The following is a 20,015-nucleotide window of genomic DNA, read 5'->3' as shown; positions in this document are numbered from 1 at the left end:
TCGGGGGTCGGGTTCGTTGTTCGGGACATGTTGCGGCAAATCCTGAGAGGACGGCGAAGGTATTCGCCTGGGCCTGACCGACGGCACGTGCCAGCATCCGCCGTGGCTCGCTTTCGGGACGGTACCGGCGACCACCGCACGTCGGGAAGGTGCCCGGGGGGCTCCCGACGTGCGACGGCACCCTCGCCTCAGGACCCGCCGGCAGCCCGTCGCAGTATCTCCATCGCCCAGGTCTCGACCGGCGCGCCTTCCTTCCTGGCAGCGGTCCGGATCTGCGCCAGGATTTCGGCGGGGAGTTCGATGTGCAGCAGGCCCGCTTCGGGAGAGGGATCGACATCACGCGGGGCCGGATCCGAGCCGGATCCGGTCGCGGCGGGTTCGACCCGCCGCGCAGCGGAACCGGCCCCGCCGGAAACGACCTTGTCCAGCTCAGCGCGGCTCTCCGGCGCGGCCACCTCGCTCTGCCGCGCGCGGAGGCTGCTACGAACCTCGCCGCGAAGCTTGTTTCTGCTCCAGCCCATCGCTTCCGCTTTCCTCAGCCAGTAGTCCTGCTCCGGCTGATCGAGCGCCACCACTTCGAGGTGATGACTGAAGCTCAGACTCTGCCGCCTGCGGGTCAGCGGGAACTTGCGCGCGACCCACGTGTAGTTACGAAGCGTCTGGTAGCTGAGCGAGGTCCGCTTGACGGCTTCGTGGTAACGGTCCTGGAACTCGGATTCACCGTAGACAAGCCAGTCGGCGACCCACCAGGTAGAAGAGTTCGCGAAGGAGAGAAGTCCGGTTCCGACTTGCTCCCACATATTGGCGCTCTGCTTGGAAGTGAACGACAAGCCGGACTTGTGGAACTGCACGCCCAAACTCCGCAGCTGTCCCGCAGTGCTTGCCGTTGCAACGTTCCGTTCGATTGTCTCGTTTGTCCGTTTTGTTAGAATGGCAGTGCTCAACGATCCCCCGTTGGTTGTCGCTTTGCGTTACCGGCCAACCGTAACGGTTGGATGTCATCCTGGGCGTAACTGTGCACGACGGGCGGGCCGTTCGCTACGGCATGCGAGAGGGCTCACACGGCCCGAGCGGCGGTTCACCAGATAAATGTTTTCTCCGAGCAAAATCTCTCCGGCACCGCCCCCGCCCGTCATTTGCGTCACTCATTTCCACACCGCCCCATACCTCCCATCGGACAACTCGCCACGTTCCGGGCCGATCCGTGCGAGAGTGCGCTTACGTCCCGGCGATGTCTCGCCGGCGAGACACCTGAGCAGAGCGAGCCATTCCAGCCGGGGCTGAGCGTCCGACACACGGTCGAGCGATTGCGTTGATCGAGCTCGTAAATAGGGTGTTGTCGAAACGGCCGATCGATTGGGGAGGGCTTCCGTGCCCCGAATGCGTCACACACATGGGCTGGATATGCCGGATCTTGAGGGTGACGGTCTCGCGGGCAAGCGTCATTCGCGGATGGTTCCCGCCTCATCAGCGCAGCGCCGGATGTACTTCTCCTCGGTGCTGCGCCCCAACAACTCGTCCGACGTATGGAGGCCGGTTCTCACCGTTACCGGAGATCTCTCGACGGACAGGCTGGAGCGCGCACTTCACGTGCTGCGCAGCAGGCACGAGGCATTTCGAACCACGTTCCTGGAGCGCGACGGCGAAGTATTCCAATGGGTGCACGACGAGGACCGCGACGCCACACAGCCGGCCCTGATCGACTTCGTTCAGGCCGAGGGCGACTCGCAGGACGAGCGCCGAGCGTGGGCAGACACCGAGGCCAGGAGGTTCGTCGCCCTCCCCTTCGACATTTCGGCGGGCCCGCTCTGGCGCACGTCGGTGATACGGATATCGCCGGGCCTCCACCTGGTGGTCTTCGCGTTCCACCACATCATCACGGACGAAGTGTCCGGGAAGGTGTTCGCCGAAGAACTCCGCCTCGCCTACGCGGACCCGCACGCGCCCGCCTTCTCGGTGCCGGCCGTACAGTACGCCGACTTCTGCCTGACGGAGAACGCCTCCAAGGTGGATGAGGCCGACCTGGACTACTGGCGTGGCCAACTGGCAGGTATTCAGCAGGCATCGATGCCCGAGGACGGGGAAGAGAGCCCGGACGGGATGATCGGATCGAGGTTGCCGATCGCCGTCCCGCAGAATGTGCTGGCAGAATTCGAAGAGTTCTGTCGAGCTCGTTCGGTGACCCCGTTCGCCGGCCTCCTCTCCGTCTACTTCGTGCTGCTGAAGCGTTGGGCGGGAACGACCGACATAGCGGTCGGAACGCAGACACTCGGCCGACCGAGCCCAGAACTTTTCGGCACGATCGGATTCTTCTCCAATACGGTGGCACTGCGTTGCCAGGTGGATTCGTCACTGACTTTCGATCAACTTCTCGATCTCGTGAGCGAAACGGTTCACGACGCACTGGACTACCAGGACGTCCCGTTCGAGGTGGTGGTGGGCGCACTGGCTCCCGACCGTGAAGCCGACCGCAACCCCCTGTTCCAGGCGGCCATCACCTACGGCATGATCGACCTGAGCGACGTATGGGCACTCGAAGGTCTCCAGGTGACGCTCCTGCCGGAACCCGCGGAATTGTCTGGGCTTCAGTTCGACCTGAGGCTGGACATACAGCAGTTGGCAGGCGAAGTCTCGCTCGACGTCGAATTCAACCGCAGGCGGTTCTCCGAGGCAGCCATGCAGCGTTTCGCCAAGGCCTACGGCGACCTGCTGGGCTCGCTCAGCCGGCAACCCGATGTCGCGCTCGGCAGCATCCCGCTGCTCGACCCGGCCGCACTGACGCAGACGCTGGCGCTCGGCACGAGCGGCGAACCGGAAAGCGACCGTACTTTCTCGGAACCCACCTCCGTGTGGGACCTGTTCGAACTGACCGCGGCCACCGTGCCCGAACGCGAGGCGGTCGTCGCGGACGGCGCCTCGCTCACCTTCGCCGAACTGGCCGACCGGGCGCGGACGATGGCCGCGGGCCTCAAGGCGCGCGGTGTGCGGACCGGCACCGTGGTAGCGATCTGCCTGGACAGGCGCAGCGATCTGATCGCCGCCATGCTCGCCACCTGGTGCGCGGGCGGTGCCTTCCTGCTGCTGGATCCGCAACACCCCGAGTTCCGCCGCCGCATGCTCCTCGAGGAGGCGGGCATCGCTCTCGTCATCGCGGACGAGGCGGTCGCCGAGGTGGAGGTGGTCTCGACGGCCGCCCTGCTGGCGGACCCCGGGAAGACCTCCGGAGACGATCCGGCCGGCGGCGCCTTCGCGCATCGCCCGGCCTCCGCTCCGGCCTACCTGGTCTTCACACCGGGTTCCACAGGCCGGCCGAGGGGTGTGGTCATCGACCAGGCGGGCCTTCTCGCGCTCGCCACCACCCAACTGGCCGCGCTGTACGCGCGGTTGCCCGAGGGCCGACAGGTGAATGTCGGTGCGCTGAGTTCCGTGACCTCCGGCGTGTTCGTCAACCACTGCCTCGGCATGATCGCCTTCGGGCATCGGCTGCTGCTGATCGACGAAGAGGAGCGAACGGACCCGTACCGGCTCCTCGCCCGTGGCTCGGATCCCGAAACGGCGATCGATGTACTCGACTGCGCGAGCGGCCGGCTGGACGAGCTGGTCGAGGGCGGCCTCCTGACGCTCCCGCACCCGCCGAAGATCGTGGTGGTCGGTGGCGAGAGCCCGTCCGACCGGCTGTGGCAGCGCCTGCACGACCAGCCCGGGCTGCTCGCGTTCCACGTCTACGGTCTCAACGAGTGCACCGTCGAGTCGACCAGGGCGGAGATTCGCGAACACCCGAAGCCGGTTGCCGGACGCGCGTCGGGTACGTCCCGGATCTACGTCGTGGACGACCGGATGCAGTTGCTGCCGCCCCTGTTCGTCGGCGAGATCTACATCGGTGGCCCCGGCGTGGCCCAGGGGTATGCGGGACAGCCGGCGCACACCAGCGAGCGATTCGTGGCCGATCCTTTCAATCCTGTTCCCGGACAGCGCATGTACCGCACCGGCGACAAGGGCCGGCTGCGTCCCGACGGGCAGCTGGAGCTGTGGGGGCGCCTCGATGATCAGGTCAAGGTCCGCGGCCTGCGCATGGAGCCGGCCGAAGTGGAGGGCGTGCTGCTCGGGCATCCCGCCATCGCCCACGCCGCGGTCGTGGCGACCGAGGCCGGCACCCACGTGGCCGAACTGGTGGCGTACGTCGTGCCCTGCGACGAAGGCCAGGACGCGCTGATGCCCGCCACCGTCCAGGAGTTCCTGCGCGACAGGCTCCCCTCCGCGCTGTTGCCCGACCGGGTGCAGGTTCTCACCGCTCTTCCGACCACGCCCGACGGGACGTTGGACCGCAGGACACTGTCGGGCGGCACGCCGTCGAGCACCGTGTCGGACACCGTCAAAGGCGTCTCGGTCTCCGACGACCCCCGCGTACGGCAGCTGTGCCAGATCGTGGCCGAGGTGTTCGACATTCCGCACACGGACGTCGACGACAACTTCTTCCTTCTCGGCGGAGATTCGCTGCTCGCCATGACCGTCATCGGTCGGGTGCGCGCCGTCATGGGCTGTGAGTTGGGGCTGCGGGCGTTCTTCGAAGTGGACTCGCTCGGGGAGCTCGCCGCTCTGCTCAGTGCCGAGGTCAGCGCGCCCCGGCCCGTGCTGGGCAGGAGAACGGACTCATGACGGTGGCGACGCGTTCATACGCTCCGCGCGGTGTTGTCTCGCCGGCGGGACAACCGCAGCATGGGAAGAGCCTGCGGGCGTATGCGCATGCCGCGGCGAAGCGGGGTCGGCCGCCGTTCGGATGCCGAGTGTCGGATTGTTTGCACAGGAGAATCATGGCGAACCCAGTTCGAGGAGCAGGGAGATGGCTGATGAGCCGCGGCAGAGAGGCCGGGAGCAGATGACGATCAGCGACGGCGACGGCCTCCTGGCTGTCCGCGACTATCTCGACGGGCTGATCCGAGCGCGAGTGACCGACCCGTTCAGCTGCGACATCCCGTTGGTCTCGCTCGGGTTCGACTCGCTCGCGGCCATTGAGCTGTGGAGCCGGCTGCGCACCGACCTCGGTGTGGACGTCCCGGCCGGCGAGCTGCTGGAACTCACCGTGGAGGGCCTGACGGCGCGGGTGCGGGCGGAAGGTGGGTCTGTCGCCGCCCTGGCTGCCGGACCGGTTGCCGGCGGACCCGCCGGGGCAGACCTCGGCAACGCCTCTCCGGAGACGGCCGCGCAGCTGCTGGCGGCCCTCGACGGCCTGGACGACGCGGGGATGGAGCACTTGGCGGCCGAACTCGGAGCCGGACCCGGGACAACGCCCGTGGACTGAGCCTGGCCTCCCCGACAGGGCCGTCCATCATTCGTGTCGGCCGTCGACCTGGACCGTGATCAAGGTCTGCCGGCGAATCTCCTGGTCGGTGACGCGCGCTGTACGCGGGGAGTCCGCTCTTGAACGGCCTTCTCGCAGCCGCGGGACGACGGGTCGCCCCTTCCGCACGGTAGGCGCGTGATCGACAAAGCCGAGAACGCGATGCACAAGAAGTCCCCGTGGCACAACGGAGACTTCATGCTCGTGTGGAGCGGGCGGGCCGCCCGGTGAAGTCGGCTCGTCGGTCTCCCTCCCGGCCGGTGGCGTCGTCGACCGCCTCGCCAAGCGCAAGCTGACGATGTGGTGTGACATCGGTCGCCCGCTGCCGCCGGCCTCGATCCCGCCGGACATGCTGCCCGGACCGCACCTCACCTCCGCACAGCTTCTGAGTAACCCGACTGCCCGAACACACATCCCCTTGTGGAGCCTCGATGAGTTCCTCCTCTGTCTTCCTGAGCGGACCGCAGTACGTGCTGGGGGAAATCGCGTCGCACCATACGGAGACCCCGGATCTGAAGGCGCGGGCCGATGAACTAGGTGTGCCGTATGCCCCGGAACTCTGGGGCTGGGGCCATGTGCACCGGAGCCACAAGTCGCTGGAGGACCTGGCGGTCGAGGCGGGCAGGGCGACTCTCCGCGCCGCCGGCGTCGACCCCTCCTCCGTCGACGCACTGGTGCTGTGCTGCACCAGTTTTCCAGGAGGGCCGGACAGCCACGGCAGTTTCGTGCGGACCATCGCGGAGGGGTTGGGAACGCGTGAGGCCGACTTCCTCGGCCTCACGCTCGCCCGATGCACCAACCTGCTGGCGGGTCTGCGCGTCGCCGAGGCCTTCGTAGCCTCCGGTATCCATCGGCGGGTCCTGGTCGTCACCACCGATCGAGTCACTGTCGAGGCGGAAAGACTGGCCAAGTTCGCCCTGTTCAGCGATGGCGCGGCCGGTGTGCTGGTGTCGGACACCGAAGGGGAGTACGAGATCGTCGCAAGTGCCGCAGCGCACGAGCTGAAGGACCTGGACTGGTCGAACCAGATCAGTCCGGACCTCTCCCGCCGCGTGAACACGCAGCTGATGAAACGTGCATCCATCGGAATCGACCAGGTCGACATCCTCATGCACGCCAACATCTTCGAAGCCGTCGTCGTGATGAAAGAGCTTCAGGCGGGGTTTACGGCAGCGCAGTTGTATACGGACAACATCGCACGGGTAGGCCACTGCTTCGCCGCCGATCCGATCATCAACCTGACGGACCTCGCGGCAGCCGGTCGCCTCCGGGACAACGGCCACTACCTGCTGGCCGCCTCGGTTCCTGGAGTACGGTACGGGGTTCTGCTCCGCAAGCAGCCGCGCTGAGGTCCGTCCACAGTCCCCGGCGGGCGTACGTCACAACGGTCGGCGAGAGCGTTGTCTCGCTGGCGAGACAGGCGCCGGCCGACACGTCGCAGCAGGCTCATGGCGAAGACGGCAGGCGGGGCGCGGATGCTGCCGGCGTACGGTTTTCCGACGCCGGACGATCATCAGGTTCCGAGCCTTCTTGCCGAATTCCCGCCCCGAGGTGATCCGCCGGCATCGGCGAATTGCGGATGCGCCTGGTGATCCACGATTTCGCCTTCTGTCATGCCCGTGAGTACGCGACCACCGCCTTCTTCTGATGGGGAGAAGGACCGTCACAACGCCGACATCCGCGTGGTGCCGCGAAAGGGCGGCGGATTCTGGCGGGGCCGCGCTTCGGTCGCGTAGTTTCATCGAGCATCGCCTGATGAAAGTGCCGCCGGGCTCACGGCCGTCCCGACCGATGCTGACCTGCGAATCTGAAAGGGCGACATGACGTACCCGCCGTTCAGCGGAATCGACGAGGAAATCCTGGCATTGCCGTTCTACGAAGAGCGGCACCGCGCGTCGGCCGTGCAACTCGCCGACTGGTGCGCCGGCCACGCCGGTCTCTGGTCGCGTCCTTTGGCGCAGGCCCCGGAGAAGGCCGGCCGGGAGATCCTGAGCGCACTGGGCTCCGCCGGATGGCTGGGATTCCTCGATCCTGCGAGCGGGTCGACCGCCGGTGACTACCGCTCGATCTGCGTGGCCAGGGAGATTCTTGCCTACGCCGACGATCTCGCGGATTTCGCCTTCTCCATCCAAGCATTGTCGGCGACCACGATCGTCCTGTACGGAAACAGTGAGCAGCGGCTGGAGTATCTGCCGCGCATGGCGTCGGGCGAGGTGGCGGGATCGTTCGCGATCTCGGAGGAGGAAGCCGGCTCCGACATCTCCGCGGTCGGCCTGACGGCCGACCGAGTGTCCGACGGCTATCTGTTGAACGGCCGAAAGGCCTGGATCGCCAATGCCGGCACCGCGGATCTGCACTGCGTGATCGCGCGAACGGGTGGAGGACCCGGTGCGCTGGGGCTCACGGCCTTTCTGGTACCCGCACGAACGCCCGGAGTCCGGGTGCTGGAGGAGGTGCGGTTGGTCGCTCCCCGCTCGTTCGGACACTTGGCCTTCGAAAACTGTCTGGTCCCCGAATCGAGCGTACTCGGACGCCCCGGAGCGGGGTTCGTGGTCGCGACGGACCTGCTGGAACGATTCCGTATGACGGTGGGGGCGGCCGCGGTGGGGTTCGCGCGGCGCGCTGCCGACTCGGCGGTCCAGCGGGCCCGCGAGCGTCGGATCCACGGCGGAAGGCTGATGGACCTGCAGTTGGTGAAGGGTTCTCTCGCCGACATGGAGATAAAGCTGAACTACTCGGCCATGTTGGTCGCGCGGGCCGCGTGGGAGCTCGACCACGGGAACACCGGCTACGCGAAGCACTCGAGTATCGCCAAGTTGGCCGCCACCGAGGCCGCTCAGGAGGTCGTCGACGCTGCCGTCCAGATCCACGGGGCAGCCGGCCTGGTCGCCGACAGCGTCCCCGAGCGCCTGTACCGGCAGGTCAGGTCCCTGCGTATCTACGAAGGTGCGTCCGAGGTCCAGAAGATGATCATCGCGGACGCGCTCGGACGACGGCCGCACGCGGGCCGATCCCGAGCGTCGTCCGGACACGGCGCGAGTCGAACGGAGCGCTGACTTTGTCCTTCCCTGTCGTCGCCATGACACGGGCAGATCCGGTCCCGTACCTGCTGGCCTGGCTGCCGGGTACGGACAGACATTTGATGCAACCACGGGGAGAGCCATGAGTGACCAACAGCACTACGAGTGTGTCGGCGTCGGCGTCGGCCCTGCGAACCTGAGTCTTGCCTCCCTGTTGCACGGTTGTCCGGGGCTGCCGAGTCTCTTCCTCGAGAAGCGTGAGGACTTCAGTTGGCATGACGGACAACAGATCCCCGACGCGACGCTCCAGGTGTCCGTCTTCAAGGATCTGGTGAGCCTGTCGGACCCGACCAGCCCCTTTTCCTTCCTGTCCTACCTGAAGGACAAAGGACGGATCTACCACTTCATCAACGCGCAGTTCAGCGCGGTGCCGCGACAGGAGTTCCGCAACTACCTGGAATGGGCGAGCCGGCGGAATCAGAACGTGGTGTTCGGCGAGGAGGTCGTGTCCGTCGACTTCGACGACGTATTCGTTCTGCGTACCAACCGGCGCACCGTCACGGCGAACAACGTGTCGATCGGCATCGGCAGCCAGGCCTGGGTGCCGACGGCGGCCCGTGACCACCTCGGTCCCCATCAATTCCACGTCAGCGAATTCGTGCCTCGTAGCCGCGACGTGGCGGGGAAAAGGGTCTGCGTGGTCGGCGGCGGCCAGTCCGGCGCCGAGGCGTTCCTCGACCTCATATCGCGGCCGTCCCCCGAGCGGCCGCGCCGGGTCTCGTGGGTGTCGCGCCGCCGCAACTTCTACCCCATCGACGACTCGCCCTTCACCAACGACTTCTACATGCCCGGCTACTCGGACTACTTCGCCCGGCTGAACCAGGAGACGCGCGAATCGTTCAACCGGGAGCACGTCCTCACCAGTGACGGCATCTCCGAGAGCACCCTCCGCGAGATCTACCAGCGCATCTACGCCGAGCGGTTCCTCCACGGCAACACCGACCTGGTCTCGCTGTACCCGAACCGGAACGTGGTCGCGGTCACCGCCTCCGACAACGCATGGTCGTTGAAACTGTCCAACAGCAACCATCCCGCGGTCCTCGGTCAGGTCGACGCCGACGTGGTGGTCTGGGCGACCGGATTCCGCACCACCGCACCCGACTTCCTCGCGCCCCTCGCGGACCGCCTCGAACGCGAGGGCGACGAGTACCGCATCGACGGTGATTTCGCCGTGAGATGGGACGGTCCTTCGAACCGAAGCGTCTTCCTCCAGAACGCGGCACTGGGACAGCGCGGACTGGCGGACAAGAACCTCAGCCTGCTCGCCTGGCGGAGCCAGCGGATCATCGACCGCCTTCGATGCGTGCGCAGCGACGATCCGGCACCTTCGTTCATCGAATGGTCGGCGAAGCTCAGCCCGGACGAGAGCGTGGGGTGAGTCATGACCCATGTCGACCTCGCCGTCGTGGGCGGCGGAATCATCGGGTGCGTGATCGCACGGGAGCTGGCGCTTCGGGCTCCGGAAGCCTCCGTGCTGGTGCTCGACCAGGACGCCGTCGGATCCGGGGCCAGCCGCCGCTCCGCCGGTCTGCACTTCCCCCGTGGCGCGACGGAGCGTGTCCGTCGCATGTCCGGCTACAGCCAGGCCTGGTACCGGGCCCTGCTGGACGCTGATCCGGCGCTGCCGATCCACCCGCTTCCCATGCTGGTGGTGGCCGACCGCGCCAGCGCGGGCCAGGTGGAGGCGGCCTATCTCGACGAGGCCCGGATGTCCCGCGTGGACGCGCTGCCCGACTGGCTGCCGCCGCTGTCGGACGAGACGGCGGCATGGAAGGGCGAGGGCTGCCAGTACGCCGACGTCGGCGCACTGGCCCGAGCACTGGCCCGGTCGCTGCGGCCGGGGACGCGTTTTCGCGACGGGGTCTGCGTCACCGCCCTGGACCGGGCCGGGCACGGATACGAACTCGCCCTCGGCACCGGAGAACGCGTCACGGCCGACGCGGTCGTGCTCGCACCCGGCCCGTGGCTGGCCGCACCGGCCTGGCGGGAACGGCTCGCGCCCCTGAACGCCAGGGTGAAGAAGGTCGTGGCGCTGCACATCGAGCAGCCGCCCGAGGCCGAGGACGGAGTCGTCGTCTTCCATGACGAGGACGCGTTCCTGCTCCCCCTCCATGAGCAGGGGCGCTGGCTTTTCAGCTACACCAGCCAGGTCTGGGACGTGGACCCCGACCGGCTCTCGGGCAGCGTCTGCGCGTCGGACCTCGCCGAGGCCCGCGAGGTGCTGCGCCGCCGTGCCCCCCGACTGGACGACTCCGCGCGCAGCGGGCGGGTGTTCTGCGATGCGTACAGCGCGGATCGGGAGCCTCTGGTACGCGCACTGGACGAGGAGGGCCGACTGGTGTTCGCGGGTGCTGCCAACGGCTCCGGCTACAGGCTCGCACCCGCCATCGCCGCGGAAGCAGCACATCTGCTCCTCACGGCCGTTCGACACGTTTCCGAGCAAGGGAGCCACCCATGAATGTGAGCGTCTTCGCCACCGAGGATCTGCACCAGGCATTCGGCATCGAGATGAGCTCCGTGGAGTCGATGAGCGCCGGAGCCGGCTGGGGCCGGGTCGCTCCCGGCGTCACCTCCGATCCGCACCAGCACGACGAGACAGAGATGTTCGTCGTCGTCGCCGGAACGGGATGGGTGGTCTTCGACGGCCGGCGCATCCGGGTGGAGCCGGGCACGGTGTGCCAGTTCGAACCGTTCGAGACGCACGTCGTCGAGAACGACGGCGACGTCGACCTGGTCTTCTTCGACCTGTACTGGCGCGACCCGGAGCTCGCCGCCCGGACCGCGGCCGCGGGTGCCGCGCGTCGCCGATTCCCCGAGCGGCCGGTCTTCGTCTTCTCGACCCCGCCCACTCCCAATGGCGACCTGCACCTCGGCCATCTGTCCGGCCCCTACCTGGGAGCGGACGCCTACGTCCGGTTCCAGCGCATGCAGGGCACCGAAGCGTGGCACCTGACGGGGAGCGACGACTACCAGAGCTACGTGGTCGAGTGCGCCCGCCGCGAGGAGCGCGAACCGGCGCGCACCGCCGGGCACTACAGCGCCGAGATCGCCGCGACGCTGCGTCTGATGGACATCGAGGTCGACCACTACACGGCGACCGACCAGGACCCTGGCTACCGGGACGGCCTGCGTGGGTACTTCTCGAAGCTCGTCGACTCGGGTGCGGTCGCCGTCCGGCAGGCGGACGCCCTGGTGGACGCGGAGACGGGAGCCTACCTGTACGAGGTGGACGTCTCGGGCGGTTGCCCCGGATGCGGCAATGGCACCAGCGGCAACATCTGCGAGGAATGCGGCGAGCCGAACGTCTGCGTCGACCTGGTCGACCCGCGGAGCAGCCGGTCGCAGACGCCCGCGAAGCAGCAGCCGGTCCCCCGCTTCGTCCTGCCGCTCCACGAGTTCGGCAAGGAGGTGACCGATCACCACCGCCTCGGCCGGGTCCCGGCCCGGCTTCGCGAACTGGCGGACCGGGTGTTCGCGCGTACCGACCTCGACATTCCCGTGACACACCCGTCGAACTGGGGCGTCGCACCCGCGGAGACGACCGTGGACGGGCAGGTGATCTGGGTCTGGCCCGAGATGTCCTACGGCTTCCTGCACGGCATCGAAGCCCTCGGCGGGCGTCTGGGCCGTGACTGGCGAGCAGCCGCCCCCGAGCAGGACTGGAAGCTCGTCCACTTCTTCGGCTACGACAACAGCTTCTACCACGCCGTGCTCTACCCGGCGCTCTACCGGTCGGCGTACCCGGAGTGGAACCCCGACATCGACTACCACGTCAACGAGTTCTACCTGCTGGAGGGCGGCAAGTTCTCCACCAGCCGGCGCCATGCCGTCTGGGGCAAGCAGATCCTGCGCCCGGAGACCGTGGACGCGGTGCGCTACTACCTGTCGCTCACCCGTCCGGAGCAGCAACGGACGAACTTCGAACTTGAGGCGTACGCGGAGACCGTTCAGAGGGTCCTGGTGGACGGCTGGCAGGGCTGGCTGAACGACCTGGGCGCTCGGACAGCCGGGCAGTACGGCGGGATCGCCCCCGACGCCGGCGTCTGGACTCCCGAGCACACGGCGTTCCTCAACCGTCTTGGAATACGTCTCGCCGCTGTCGCCGACAGTCTCGGACAGGACGGGTTCTCGCTGAACCGTGCGGCCGCCGAGCTGGACGGGATCGTCGTGGACGCCCGGCGGTTCGCCGAGACGGAGGCACGGACCGCGCTGATCGCCGACTGGAGCGACGAGGCCCGAACCGCCGTCGCGCTGGAACTGGCCGCGGCGCAGCTGCTGGCACGCGCGGCCGCGCCGATCATGCCGCGCTTCGCCGCCCGCCTCGCCGAGGCACTCGGGACGGCCGACCTCTCGTCCTGGCCCTCCCAGGTCGAGCTGGTCGCGCCCGGGACCCGGATCAGCCTTCAGGACCGGTCCTACTTCGCGGCTCTGCCGTCGGACTGGCCGCTCGCCGCGGAGGCCACGCAATGACGGACTCCGTGATCAACCGTGTGGTGGCGGGGCCTCCGGCTCCCGGCCACCGGATCTCCTTCCTCCGGCTCGGCAGCCGCAGGACGCTGGACCTGACGGAACTGTACGAACTGTCGGGTCGTGTCGCCGCCCATCTTCGGAGGCTCGGCGTCGAGCCCGGGGACCGTGTCGGCATCCTGGGCGCCAACAGCCTGGAATGGGTCCTGCTGGACCTTGCCGCGCTGCGGCTCAAGGCCGTGGTCGCGGGTTTCGAGCCGGGCAAGTTCGCGGACGCCGCAGAGCTGGTGGCGCGCTACGGGCTCAAGGCTCTGTTCACCGACCAGGACGTGCCGGCGGGCGGGCCGGCGGCGGTCCGGGCCTTCGCCGACGTCGCCGAGGCCGCGGGACGGACAGGGACGGAGCTGGTCGAGCCCGTCGGGTACGAGCCCGAGGAGGTGACGACGATCAAGTTCACCTCCGGCAGCACCGGCGTGCCGAAGGGGCTCGGGGCCACCGTCGGCAGCATCGACGCGTCGATGCGGGCCGTGCAGGAGATCTTCGAGCACCGGGACGGTGACAACCTCTTCGTCTTCCTCCCGCTGTCGCTGCTGCAGCAGCGGTACTGGGTCTACTCCGCCCTCTGCTTCGGCCACGACGTGACCGTCACCACGTACGAGGCGGCCTTCGCCGCGCTCGCGACGGCCCGGCCGACCGTGGTGATGGGCGTGCCGGCGTTCTTCGAGGTCGCCAGGCAGCAGATCGGCCAGGACGCCGCGCGCGCGTCCGGCGTCACGCCGGACGCGGCACGCCGCGCGGCCGCGCGCCGGCTGTTCGGCGATCGGATCCGCTACCTGTGGACGGGATCGGCACCGGCGGACCGGGAGGTGCTGCGCTACCTCACCGACGCGGGCCTTCCCATCTATGAGGGCTACGGGCTGAACGAGACGTGCATCGTCAGCAAGAACCACCCCGGTGCCCACAAGGAGGGCAGCGCGGGGCGGGTGCTGCCGGGCAAGCAGGTGCTGTTCGACGAGGACGGCGTGATCCTGGTCCGTAGCGAGCATCCGGTGAACCGGCGTTACGAGTTCGCCGATCCCGGCGCCTCCGAGGCGATGTTCGTCGCGGACGGGGTGGTGCGCACCGGCGACCTCGGCTACGTCGACGAGGACGGCTTCCTGTTCATCCAGGGGCGCGCCGACGACGTCATCGTGCTCGGGAACGGCAAGAAGGTGATCGTCCGGCCGATCGAGGAGCACATGCGGACGAGCCCGGCGATCGAGGAGTGCGTGGTGTTCTGCCCCGCGCAGACGTCCCTGGTCGCGGTGGTCTCGCCGTCCTCCGACACGCCCGACCTCGCGGCGATCGCCGACCAACTGGCCCACACCAATGCCTCGTTCGGCCGTGACGAACAGATCCGCAAGGTCGTGGTCGCGAGCCCCCGGCCGAGCATCGCCAACGGAATGCTCACTTCGCAGTTCAAGCCGAGACGCCAGGCCATCTTCACCGCCTTCCAGGCGGAGATCACGAACAACCAGGAAGGCATCCATGCCCAGTGACATCGAGACCATCGCGCGGGAGAACCTGTCGGCCGCACTCCAGCCGGCCGCGGATCCGCACCTGATCGACCCGGACGTCGCGTTGACCGACCACGGACTGACCTCGCTGCAGAAGGTCCTGTTCCTGACCCGGCTCTGCGAGGACCTCTCGGTCGACCTCGCGCATCTGACCGAGCGCGACGTCGCCGAGATGCGCACCCTCCAGGACGTCGTCGACACCCTGTCGCGCTACGCGGGAAAGGCTGCTTGAGATGAGTTGGGCGGAGCTGGCAGCGGCCACGCTGGAGAACGACCACGTGAGGCTGCGTCCGATCGTTCCCGAGGACCGCGAGTCGATTCACGACATCGCGATGGACCCGGTGATCTGGCGCTACTTCGTGAGCCTCGTCGAGACCGAGGCGGACTTCGACGCCTTCTTCGAAGGCATGATCGCCGACCACGCGGCCGGTAGGCGCGTGGTGTTCCACATCACCGACCGGACGACGGGGCGCTGCGCGGGGAGCATGAGCTTCGGCAACCTCTCGGAGGCGGACTCGCGCCTGGAGATCGGCTGGTCCTGGTTGGGCGTCGACTTCCAGGGCCGCGGCATCAACCGCTGGGCCAAGTACCTCCTGCTCGATCACGCCTTCGAGACCCTGGGCGCCGAGCGCGTGGAGTTCAAGACGGACCGGCTCAACGTGCAGGCCAGAGCGGGCTTGCGCAACATCGGCGCGCTGGAGGAGGGCGTCTTCCGCAGCTTCAACCCGATGCCGGGCGGCAGGCGCCGGGACGCGGTCTACTACAGCGTGGTGCGCGGCGAGTGGCCCTGGCTCAAGGGCGAGCTGGCCACTCACGCGAAGGTGACCCGTCAGGACACGGTGGTGTGACCGGCGGAGCGGGCATCCCCCATCTGCGTCTTCGTGGCGATCCGCACGAGGTCGGCCGGCAGCACGGCGCCGCTCTCGCGGGTCCGTTGCGCGGCTTCGTCGACGACTCGCTGTGCCGGCTCGACCTGCTTCTGGACGAACAGGTCACGATGTCCGGTCTCGAACCGGTGCTGTCCGCGTTCGACAAGGTGATCACGGCGGAGGTGCCACGGCTCGCGAACGAGATCACCGGACTCGCCGAGGGGATCGGCATCCATCGCGACCAGGCGCTGCTGTTGCAGCTGCGCCGGGAGATCCTGGGCTACCGGAAGATCCCGGCGCGGGGCGACTGCACCACCTACGCGCGAGCCGGTTCCCATCCGGTGCTGGCCCAGACGGTGGACCTCAACGGCGACCTGGACGATCAGATCAGCGTTCTCGACGTACGGCTCGCAGGTTCGCCGCGCGGGGTCCTGGTGCTCAGCTTCGCGGGCCTCCTCGGCTATCTGGGCGTCAACAGCGACGGTCTGGCCGTGGGCCTCAACCTGGTTCTCGGCGGCGACTGGAAACCCGGAGTTCCGCCGTACCTGGCCATTCGCCACGTGCTGGACTCGGCCGCCACCGTCGACGAAGCGGTCGAGTGTCTGCGCGGTCTCCCGTTGGCCAGTTCACGGTCGTTCATGCTCTGCGACGCGTCCAAAGCGGTCTGGGTGGAGGCTCTCGACGGCGGGTTCCGGTGTTTCGAAGCTCAACAGGCCGAGCACACCAACCACTTCCTCCACCCGGAGTTCGCACCCTTCGACGAGATCAACGTCTTCGCGCGGAACTCCTCACGCCGAAGGTTGGAGGCGTGCCGCGCCGGTCTCGCCGCGATGGCGCCGGACGCGGGGGTGGAGGAGCACTTCGCGCTGCTCTCGGCCCCTCCCATCCGCGTCGCCGGGACCGGTGACATCCGGTACGAGCGCACCGTCGCCGCGGCCGTCGCATTGCCGGGGAGCCGCCGGTTGTACATCCGGCCGGGTGATCCCGCCGTCTCCGTCACCAGGGAGTTCACCTTCACGGACCCGGACTGCGGCGCCGACGGCTCTCCCCGGACCGGCGCGGACGACGCGGGGTGACCCCGCGGGTGCCGCGTTGCCGGTCCCTCTTGATCTTTTCGAACTCCGACGGGCAGGAACATGAACGTGCTCGATGACGAGAACGGGCGATTCGTCGCCCTTGTGAACCACGAGGATCAGCTCACGACAGTCCTTGCGGGAGACGCGTCAGAAGCTTTTCCGGAAGGGAACCTGTCGTGAACACAAGTACTGCCGTCAGCGGCGCCGGGACCGACCCCGGAACCGGTCCCCGGATCGACGTCGACGATCTCTCCAGCCTGCTGATGATCAGGCACTTCGAGCAGGCCGTCCTGGACCTGTTCGCGCGCGGGCTGCTGAACGGCACCACGCACACCTGCCTCGGCCAGGAGTACGTGCCGATAGCCCTGGGGCCGCTGCTGGTCACGGAGGACTTCGTGTTCAGCAACCACCGCGGCCACGGGCACTACCTGGCCCGCTTCGACGACCCTGAGGGCCTGCTGGCCGAGATGACCGGACGCGAGGGCGCCGTCTGTTCGGGCGTCGGCGGCAGCCAGCACATCTTCCGGGAGACCTACCTGTCCACCGGGGTGCAGGGCGAGAGCCTGCCGGTGGCCGCGGGCACGGCCCTGTGGTTCCAGCGGACCGGCCGGCCCGGGATCGCGGTGGCCTACATAGGCGACGGCACCTGGGGCGAGGGCGCCGTCTACGAGGCGTTGAACCTGGCCGCGCTGTGGCGGCTGCCGCTGCTGGTGGTCGTGGAGAACAACGGCATCGCGCAGACCACGCCGACCGCGCACGCCATGGCCGGCGACATCGCCGGGCGGGCCGCGGCGTTCGGGATCGCCCATGTGCCCGTGACCGGCAGCGACGTCGCCGCGATCCGCGAACGCCTGGCACCGGTGGTCGAACGGACGCGCGCCGGCGGCGGGCCGGTGGTCGTGGAGTTCGCGACCCACCGCCTCGGCCCGCACAGCAAGGGCGACGACACACGTTCCGCCGCCGAGCTCGCCGCCGAGCGGGAGCACGACTGGCACGACGTCTATCGACGCCTGGACCCCGACCTCTTCGCCAAGGTCGACGACGAACAGCGGACGCGGATCGCCGAGGCCGTGGACCGGGTCCTGGCCCGTCCGGCCTCGGTGTGGGAAAGGAACTGAACCGTGGAACGTGTCGCCGAGAACCTGAACCGGGCGCTGCACGCGGCCTTCGCCGCCGACCCCGACCTGTTCCTGCTGGGAGAGGACGTCACCGATCCGTACGGCGGGACCTTCAAGATCACCAAGGGGCTGTCATCGGGCTACCCCGACCGGGTCCTGAGCACGCCGATCAGCGAGCAGTCGCTGGTGGGCGTCGCCAACGGGCTGGCCCTGTCCGGCGGGCGTGCCGTCGTCGAGATCATGTTCAGCGACTTCGCGACCTTGGCCTTCGACCAGATCGTCAACTTCGCGGCCAAGTCGGTCGCGATGTACGGCCGCCACGTCGAGGTCCCGGTGATCGTGCGCTGTCCCACCGGCGGGCGGCGCGGGTACGGCCCGACCCACAGCCAGAGCCTGCAGAAGCACTTCATCGGCGTGCCGCACCTGTCGGTGCACGAGATCTCGCCGTTCCACGACAACACGGTGCTGCTGGCCGGCCTGCTCGCCGACGGCGAGCCGGCTGTCCTGTTCGAGGACAAAGTGCTCTACACGCAGCCGATGCACGAGCCCGGGACGGACGGTCCGTTCGTCGCCGATTTCCCGTTCGGAGCCGGCGGCCCGGCACGGCTGCGGGCCTCGGACGGCGACGACGCGGCCGACTGCGTGATCATCGCGCCCGGTGGCGTGTCCCGGCGGGCGCTGGCGGCGGCCGGAACGCTCTTCGCCGAGCACGAGATCACCTGCGAGGTGATCGTGCCGACCCGGTTGTACCCGTTCGACGTGGAGCCGCTGCTGCCCGCCCTGGCCGGCGCCGAGGTCGTGTGCCTGGTCGAGGACTCCGCCGCCGGCGGCACCTGGGGCACAGAGGTCGCCGCGCGCGTCTATGAGCGGCTGTGGGGCCGGCTGCGGCGCCCGGTCGTGCTGTGCAGCGCCGAGGCCGAAGTGATCCCGACCGCCGCACACCTGGAACAGGCCGTGCTTCCCCAAGCTTCCGACATTCACCGCGCCATCTGGGAGGCGTTCCATGCGTGAACTGCTGCTGCCGAAGTTCAACAACAACGACGAGGGCTGCGTCCTGGTCGGCTGGGCGGTCGACGACGGCGCCGAGGTGTCCGAGGACGCGGTCGTCGCCGAGGTGGAGACCGCCAAGGCCCTGGAGGAACTCGTCGCGGACGCGGACGGCGTCCTGCACCGGCTCGTCGAGGCCGGAGCGCACTGCGAGTTCGGGCGGCCCGTGGGGCTGCTGTTCGACAGCCACCAGGAACGGGACGACTACCTGGCGAACCTGGCGGCCGCCGTCTCGACCACCGCACCGGAGGCCGAGGGCGAGGACCACGGCGGCGGCCCGGACCCGATCCTCAGCGACGCCGCGCGCACCCTCGCCCAGGACCACGGCATCCGGACCGGGCAACTGCGCTCGCTCGGCAAGCGGGTGGTGAAGGCCTCCGACGTCCAACGGCTCATCGACCAGGGGGACATGGGCCAGGAAACGGCGTCAGAGGCCGCCGGGGGGTCCGCGGACGCCGCCGTCGTCAGCCTCGGCACGCACCAGCGCGCGGTGGCCGCCGTCGTCAGCGAGGCGCACCGCACGATCCCGGCAGCCTTCGCCGCGATCGCGGTCGACCTGACAGCGTTCCACGCCACCCGCGGCGGGGGCGCCCCATACGGGCTGGTCGAGCTCCTGGTCAAGGCCATGGCCGCCCGCCACGCCGACTTCCCGCTGTTCTTCGCCACGCCCGGTGCGGACCACACCCTCGTCCTCGCGCCGGACGCCAACGTCGGAGTCACCATCGACGTCGGGACCGGCCTGTTCATCCCGGTGCTCAAGGACGCCGCCCGCCGCCCGATCGGCGACCTGGCGGACGACCTCATGGACTTCCGAGTCAGCGCCCTGCGGCAGAACTTCCGCGGGGACGCGTTCACCGACGAGGCCATCACCCTCTCGCTGCACAACGATCCGGACATCATCCTGGCCGCGCCGATCGTCCATCCGGGCCGCACCTGCGTCGTGACCTTGTGTGCCGAGCGGAGCGAAGTCGCGCTGGCCGAGGACGGAACGCCGTTCACCCGGCCGGTGACCACGGTCGCGGTCACCTACGACCACCGCTGTCTCAACGGCCGCGACGCGGTCCGCTTCCTCACCGCGGTGAAGCAGGACCTGGAGAACGCCGACGCCATCGCCCGGCTCACGGGCTGACGGGAGGACGGCGATCGCCGCGAGCAGGCGAACCGCCGCCTTCGTCGCAGAGCCGTGACCCCGGCGGCCGGCGCCGGCGCCCGGTCTCCGATCGCGGACAACCCGGCCTCGGGGATGGCAGACTCAACGAGCAACGGGGCTCCGGTTCAGTCGATTTGTGGTGAGAACCCTCCTCCTACCGGAGCGCCCCCCTGCCCAGCGCGCCGACACACGGCCCGCCACACACCTCTAACCGATCTTGAGACGGCCGTGGGTCTGTCTCGCCGGCGAGACACAGTCATGACGGGGGTGTTGCCGACGGCTTCGGCAGCGGCCGCGGGGAAGGAGCCCGGGCC

15 protein-coding genes are annotated in these 20,015 nt (G+C 68.6%); 14 read left to right on the top strand and 1 reads right to left on the bottom strand.

Features of this window, described 5'->3' with window-relative positions; all coding sequences use genetic code 11:
• Positions 1-188: 188 nt before the first annotated feature.
• Positions 189-851, bottom strand: a complete 663-nt coding sequence (locus tag AB0D31_RS08615; protein ID WP_362718927.1) for an LmbU family transcriptional regulator — start codon at positions 849-851, stop codon at positions 189-191.
• A 553-nt stretch (positions 852-1,404) separates the two neighbouring features.
• On the opposite strand from AB0D31_RS08615, the gene AB0D31_RS08610 reads away from it, so the two are divergent.
• From AB0D31_RS08610 to AB0D31_RS08545, 14 genes are all read left to right on the top strand, one after another.
• A complete protein-coding gene (locus AB0D31_RS08610) occupies positions 1,405-4,656 on the top strand; it encodes a condensation domain-containing protein (protein WP_362718924.1) in 3,252 nt (1,083 codons plus the stop codon).
• Positions 4,657-4,840: 184 nt separating this feature from the next.
• Entirely contained in the window at positions 4,841-5,299 is a 459-nt protein-coding gene (locus tag AB0D31_RS08605; protein WP_362718922.1) for an acyl carrier protein, read from the top strand.
• Between the two features lie 470 nt (positions 5,300-5,769).
• A complete protein-coding gene (locus tag AB0D31_RS08600; RefSeq protein WP_362718920.1) occupies positions 5,770-6,687 on the top strand; it encodes a 3-oxoacyl-ACP synthase in 918 nt (305 codons plus the stop codon).
• 471 nt (positions 6,688-7,158) lie between these two features.
• Entirely contained in the window at positions 7,159-8,394 is a 1,236-nt protein-coding gene (locus AB0D31_RS08595) for an acyl-CoA dehydrogenase family protein (protein WP_362718917.1), read from the top strand.
• A 106-nt stretch (positions 8,395-8,500) separates the two neighbouring features.
• Positions 8,501-9,796 carry a SidA/IucD/PvdA family monooxygenase gene (locus tag AB0D31_RS08590; protein WP_362718914.1) on the top strand — a complete coding sequence of 432 codons (1,296 nt, stop codon included), beginning with the start codon at positions 8,501-8,503 and terminating at the stop codon, positions 9,794-9,796.
• 3 nt (positions 9,797-9,799) lie between these two features.
• Positions 9,800-10,876 carry an FAD-dependent oxidoreductase gene (locus tag AB0D31_RS08585; RefSeq protein WP_362718912.1) on the top strand — a complete coding sequence of 359 codons (1,077 nt, stop codon included), beginning with the start codon at positions 9,800-9,802 and terminating at the stop codon, positions 10,874-10,876.
• Complete coding sequence (locus AB0D31_RS08580) at positions 10,873-12,888, top strand: class I tRNA ligase family protein (RefSeq protein ID WP_362718909.1); 2,016 nt, start codon at positions 10,873-10,875, stop codon at positions 12,886-12,888. The genes AB0D31_RS08585 and AB0D31_RS08580 overlap by 4 nt, the downstream gene beginning before the upstream one ends.
• Positions 12,885-14,423 carry an AMP-binding protein gene (locus AB0D31_RS08575; protein WP_362718906.1) on the top strand — a complete coding sequence of 513 codons (1,539 nt, stop codon included), beginning with the start codon at positions 12,885-12,887 and terminating at the stop codon, positions 14,421-14,423. Before AB0D31_RS08580 ends, AB0D31_RS08575 begins: the two co-directional genes overlap by 4 nt.
• Positions 14,413-14,673 (top strand): phosphopantetheine-binding protein, encoded by a 261-nt coding sequence (locus AB0D31_RS08570; protein WP_266353633.1) that lies wholly within the window; start codon positions 14,413-14,415, stop codon positions 14,671-14,673. The genes AB0D31_RS08575 and AB0D31_RS08570 overlap by 11 nt, the downstream gene beginning before the upstream one ends.
• 1 nt (position 14,674) lies before the next feature.
• Entirely contained in the window at positions 14,675-15,289 is a 615-nt protein-coding gene (locus tag AB0D31_RS08565) for a GNAT family N-acetyltransferase (protein ID WP_362718903.1), read from the top strand.
• Positions 15,286-16,386: a C45 family peptidase gene (locus tag AB0D31_RS08560; protein ID WP_362718900.1), complete on the top strand. Its 1,101-nt coding sequence runs from the start codon at positions 15,286-15,288 to the stop codon at positions 16,384-16,386. The genes AB0D31_RS08565 and AB0D31_RS08560 overlap by 4 nt, the downstream gene beginning before the upstream one ends.
• A gap of 176 nt (positions 16,387-16,562) precedes the next feature.
• Complete coding sequence (locus AB0D31_RS08555; protein WP_362718897.1) at positions 16,563-17,504, top strand: thiamine pyrophosphate-dependent dehydrogenase E1 component subunit alpha; 942 nt, start codon at positions 16,563-16,565, stop codon at positions 17,502-17,504.
• A gap of 3 nt (positions 17,505-17,507) precedes the next feature.
• Positions 17,508-18,515, top strand: a complete 1,008-nt coding sequence (locus AB0D31_RS08550; protein ID WP_362718895.1) for a transketolase C-terminal domain-containing protein — start codon at positions 17,508-17,510, stop codon at positions 18,513-18,515.
• Positions 18,508-19,680, top strand: a complete 1,173-nt coding sequence (locus tag AB0D31_RS08545; protein ID WP_362718892.1) for a 2-oxo acid dehydrogenase subunit E2 — start codon at positions 18,508-18,510, stop codon at positions 19,678-19,680. The genes AB0D31_RS08550 and AB0D31_RS08545 overlap by 8 nt, the downstream gene beginning before the upstream one ends.
• Positions 19,681-20,015: the final 335 nt, after the last annotated feature.

The sequence above is a fragment of the Streptomyces sp. NPDC048361 genome (assembly GCF_040651795.1).
Taxonomy (GTDB): Bacteria; Actinomycetota; Actinomycetes; order Streptomycetales; family Streptomycetaceae; genus Streptomyces.
Note: the sequence above shows the minus strand (reverse complement) of the source record. Positions and strands in the feature narration are given on the sequence as shown.

Excerpts from the sequence above, each read along its gene's own strand:
- AB0D31_RS08610 (WP_362718924.1), top strand. The coding sequence starts at position 1,405 with ATGCCGGATCTTGAGGGTGACGGTCTCGCGGGCAAGCGTCATTCGCGG.
- AB0D31_RS08605 (WP_362718922.1), top strand. The coding sequence starts at position 4,841 with ATGGCTGATGAGCCGCGGCAGAGAGGCCGGGAGCAGATGACGATCAGC.
- AB0D31_RS08600 (WP_362718920.1), top strand. The coding sequence starts at position 5,770 with ATGAGTTCCTCCTCTGTCTTCCTGAGCGGACCGCAGTACGTGCTGGGG.
- AB0D31_RS08595 (WP_362718917.1), top strand. The coding sequence starts at position 7,159 with ATGACGTACCCGCCGTTCAGCGGAATCGACGAGGAAATCCTGGCATTG.
- AB0D31_RS08590 (WP_362718914.1), top strand. The coding sequence starts at position 8,501 with ATGAGTGACCAACAGCACTACGAGTGTGTCGGCGTCGGCGTCGGCCCT.
- AB0D31_RS08585 (WP_362718912.1), top strand. The coding sequence starts at position 9,800 with ATGACCCATGTCGACCTCGCCGTCGTGGGCGGCGGAATCATCGGGTGC.
- AB0D31_RS08580 (WP_362718909.1), top strand. The coding sequence starts at position 10,873 with ATGAATGTGAGCGTCTTCGCCACCGAGGATCTGCACCAGGCATTCGGC.
- AB0D31_RS08575 (WP_362718906.1), top strand. The coding sequence starts at position 12,885 with ATGACGGACTCCGTGATCAACCGTGTGGTGGCGGGGCCTCCGGCTCCC.
- AB0D31_RS08570 (WP_266353633.1), top strand. The coding sequence starts at position 14,413 with ATGCCCAGTGACATCGAGACCATCGCGCGGGAGAACCTGTCGGCCGCA.
- AB0D31_RS08565 (WP_362718903.1), top strand. The coding sequence starts at position 14,675 with ATGAGTTGGGCGGAGCTGGCAGCGGCCACGCTGGAGAACGACCACGTG.
- AB0D31_RS08545 (WP_362718892.1), top strand. The coding sequence starts at position 18,508 with ATGCGTGAACTGCTGCTGCCGAAGTTCAACAACAACGACGAGGGCTGC.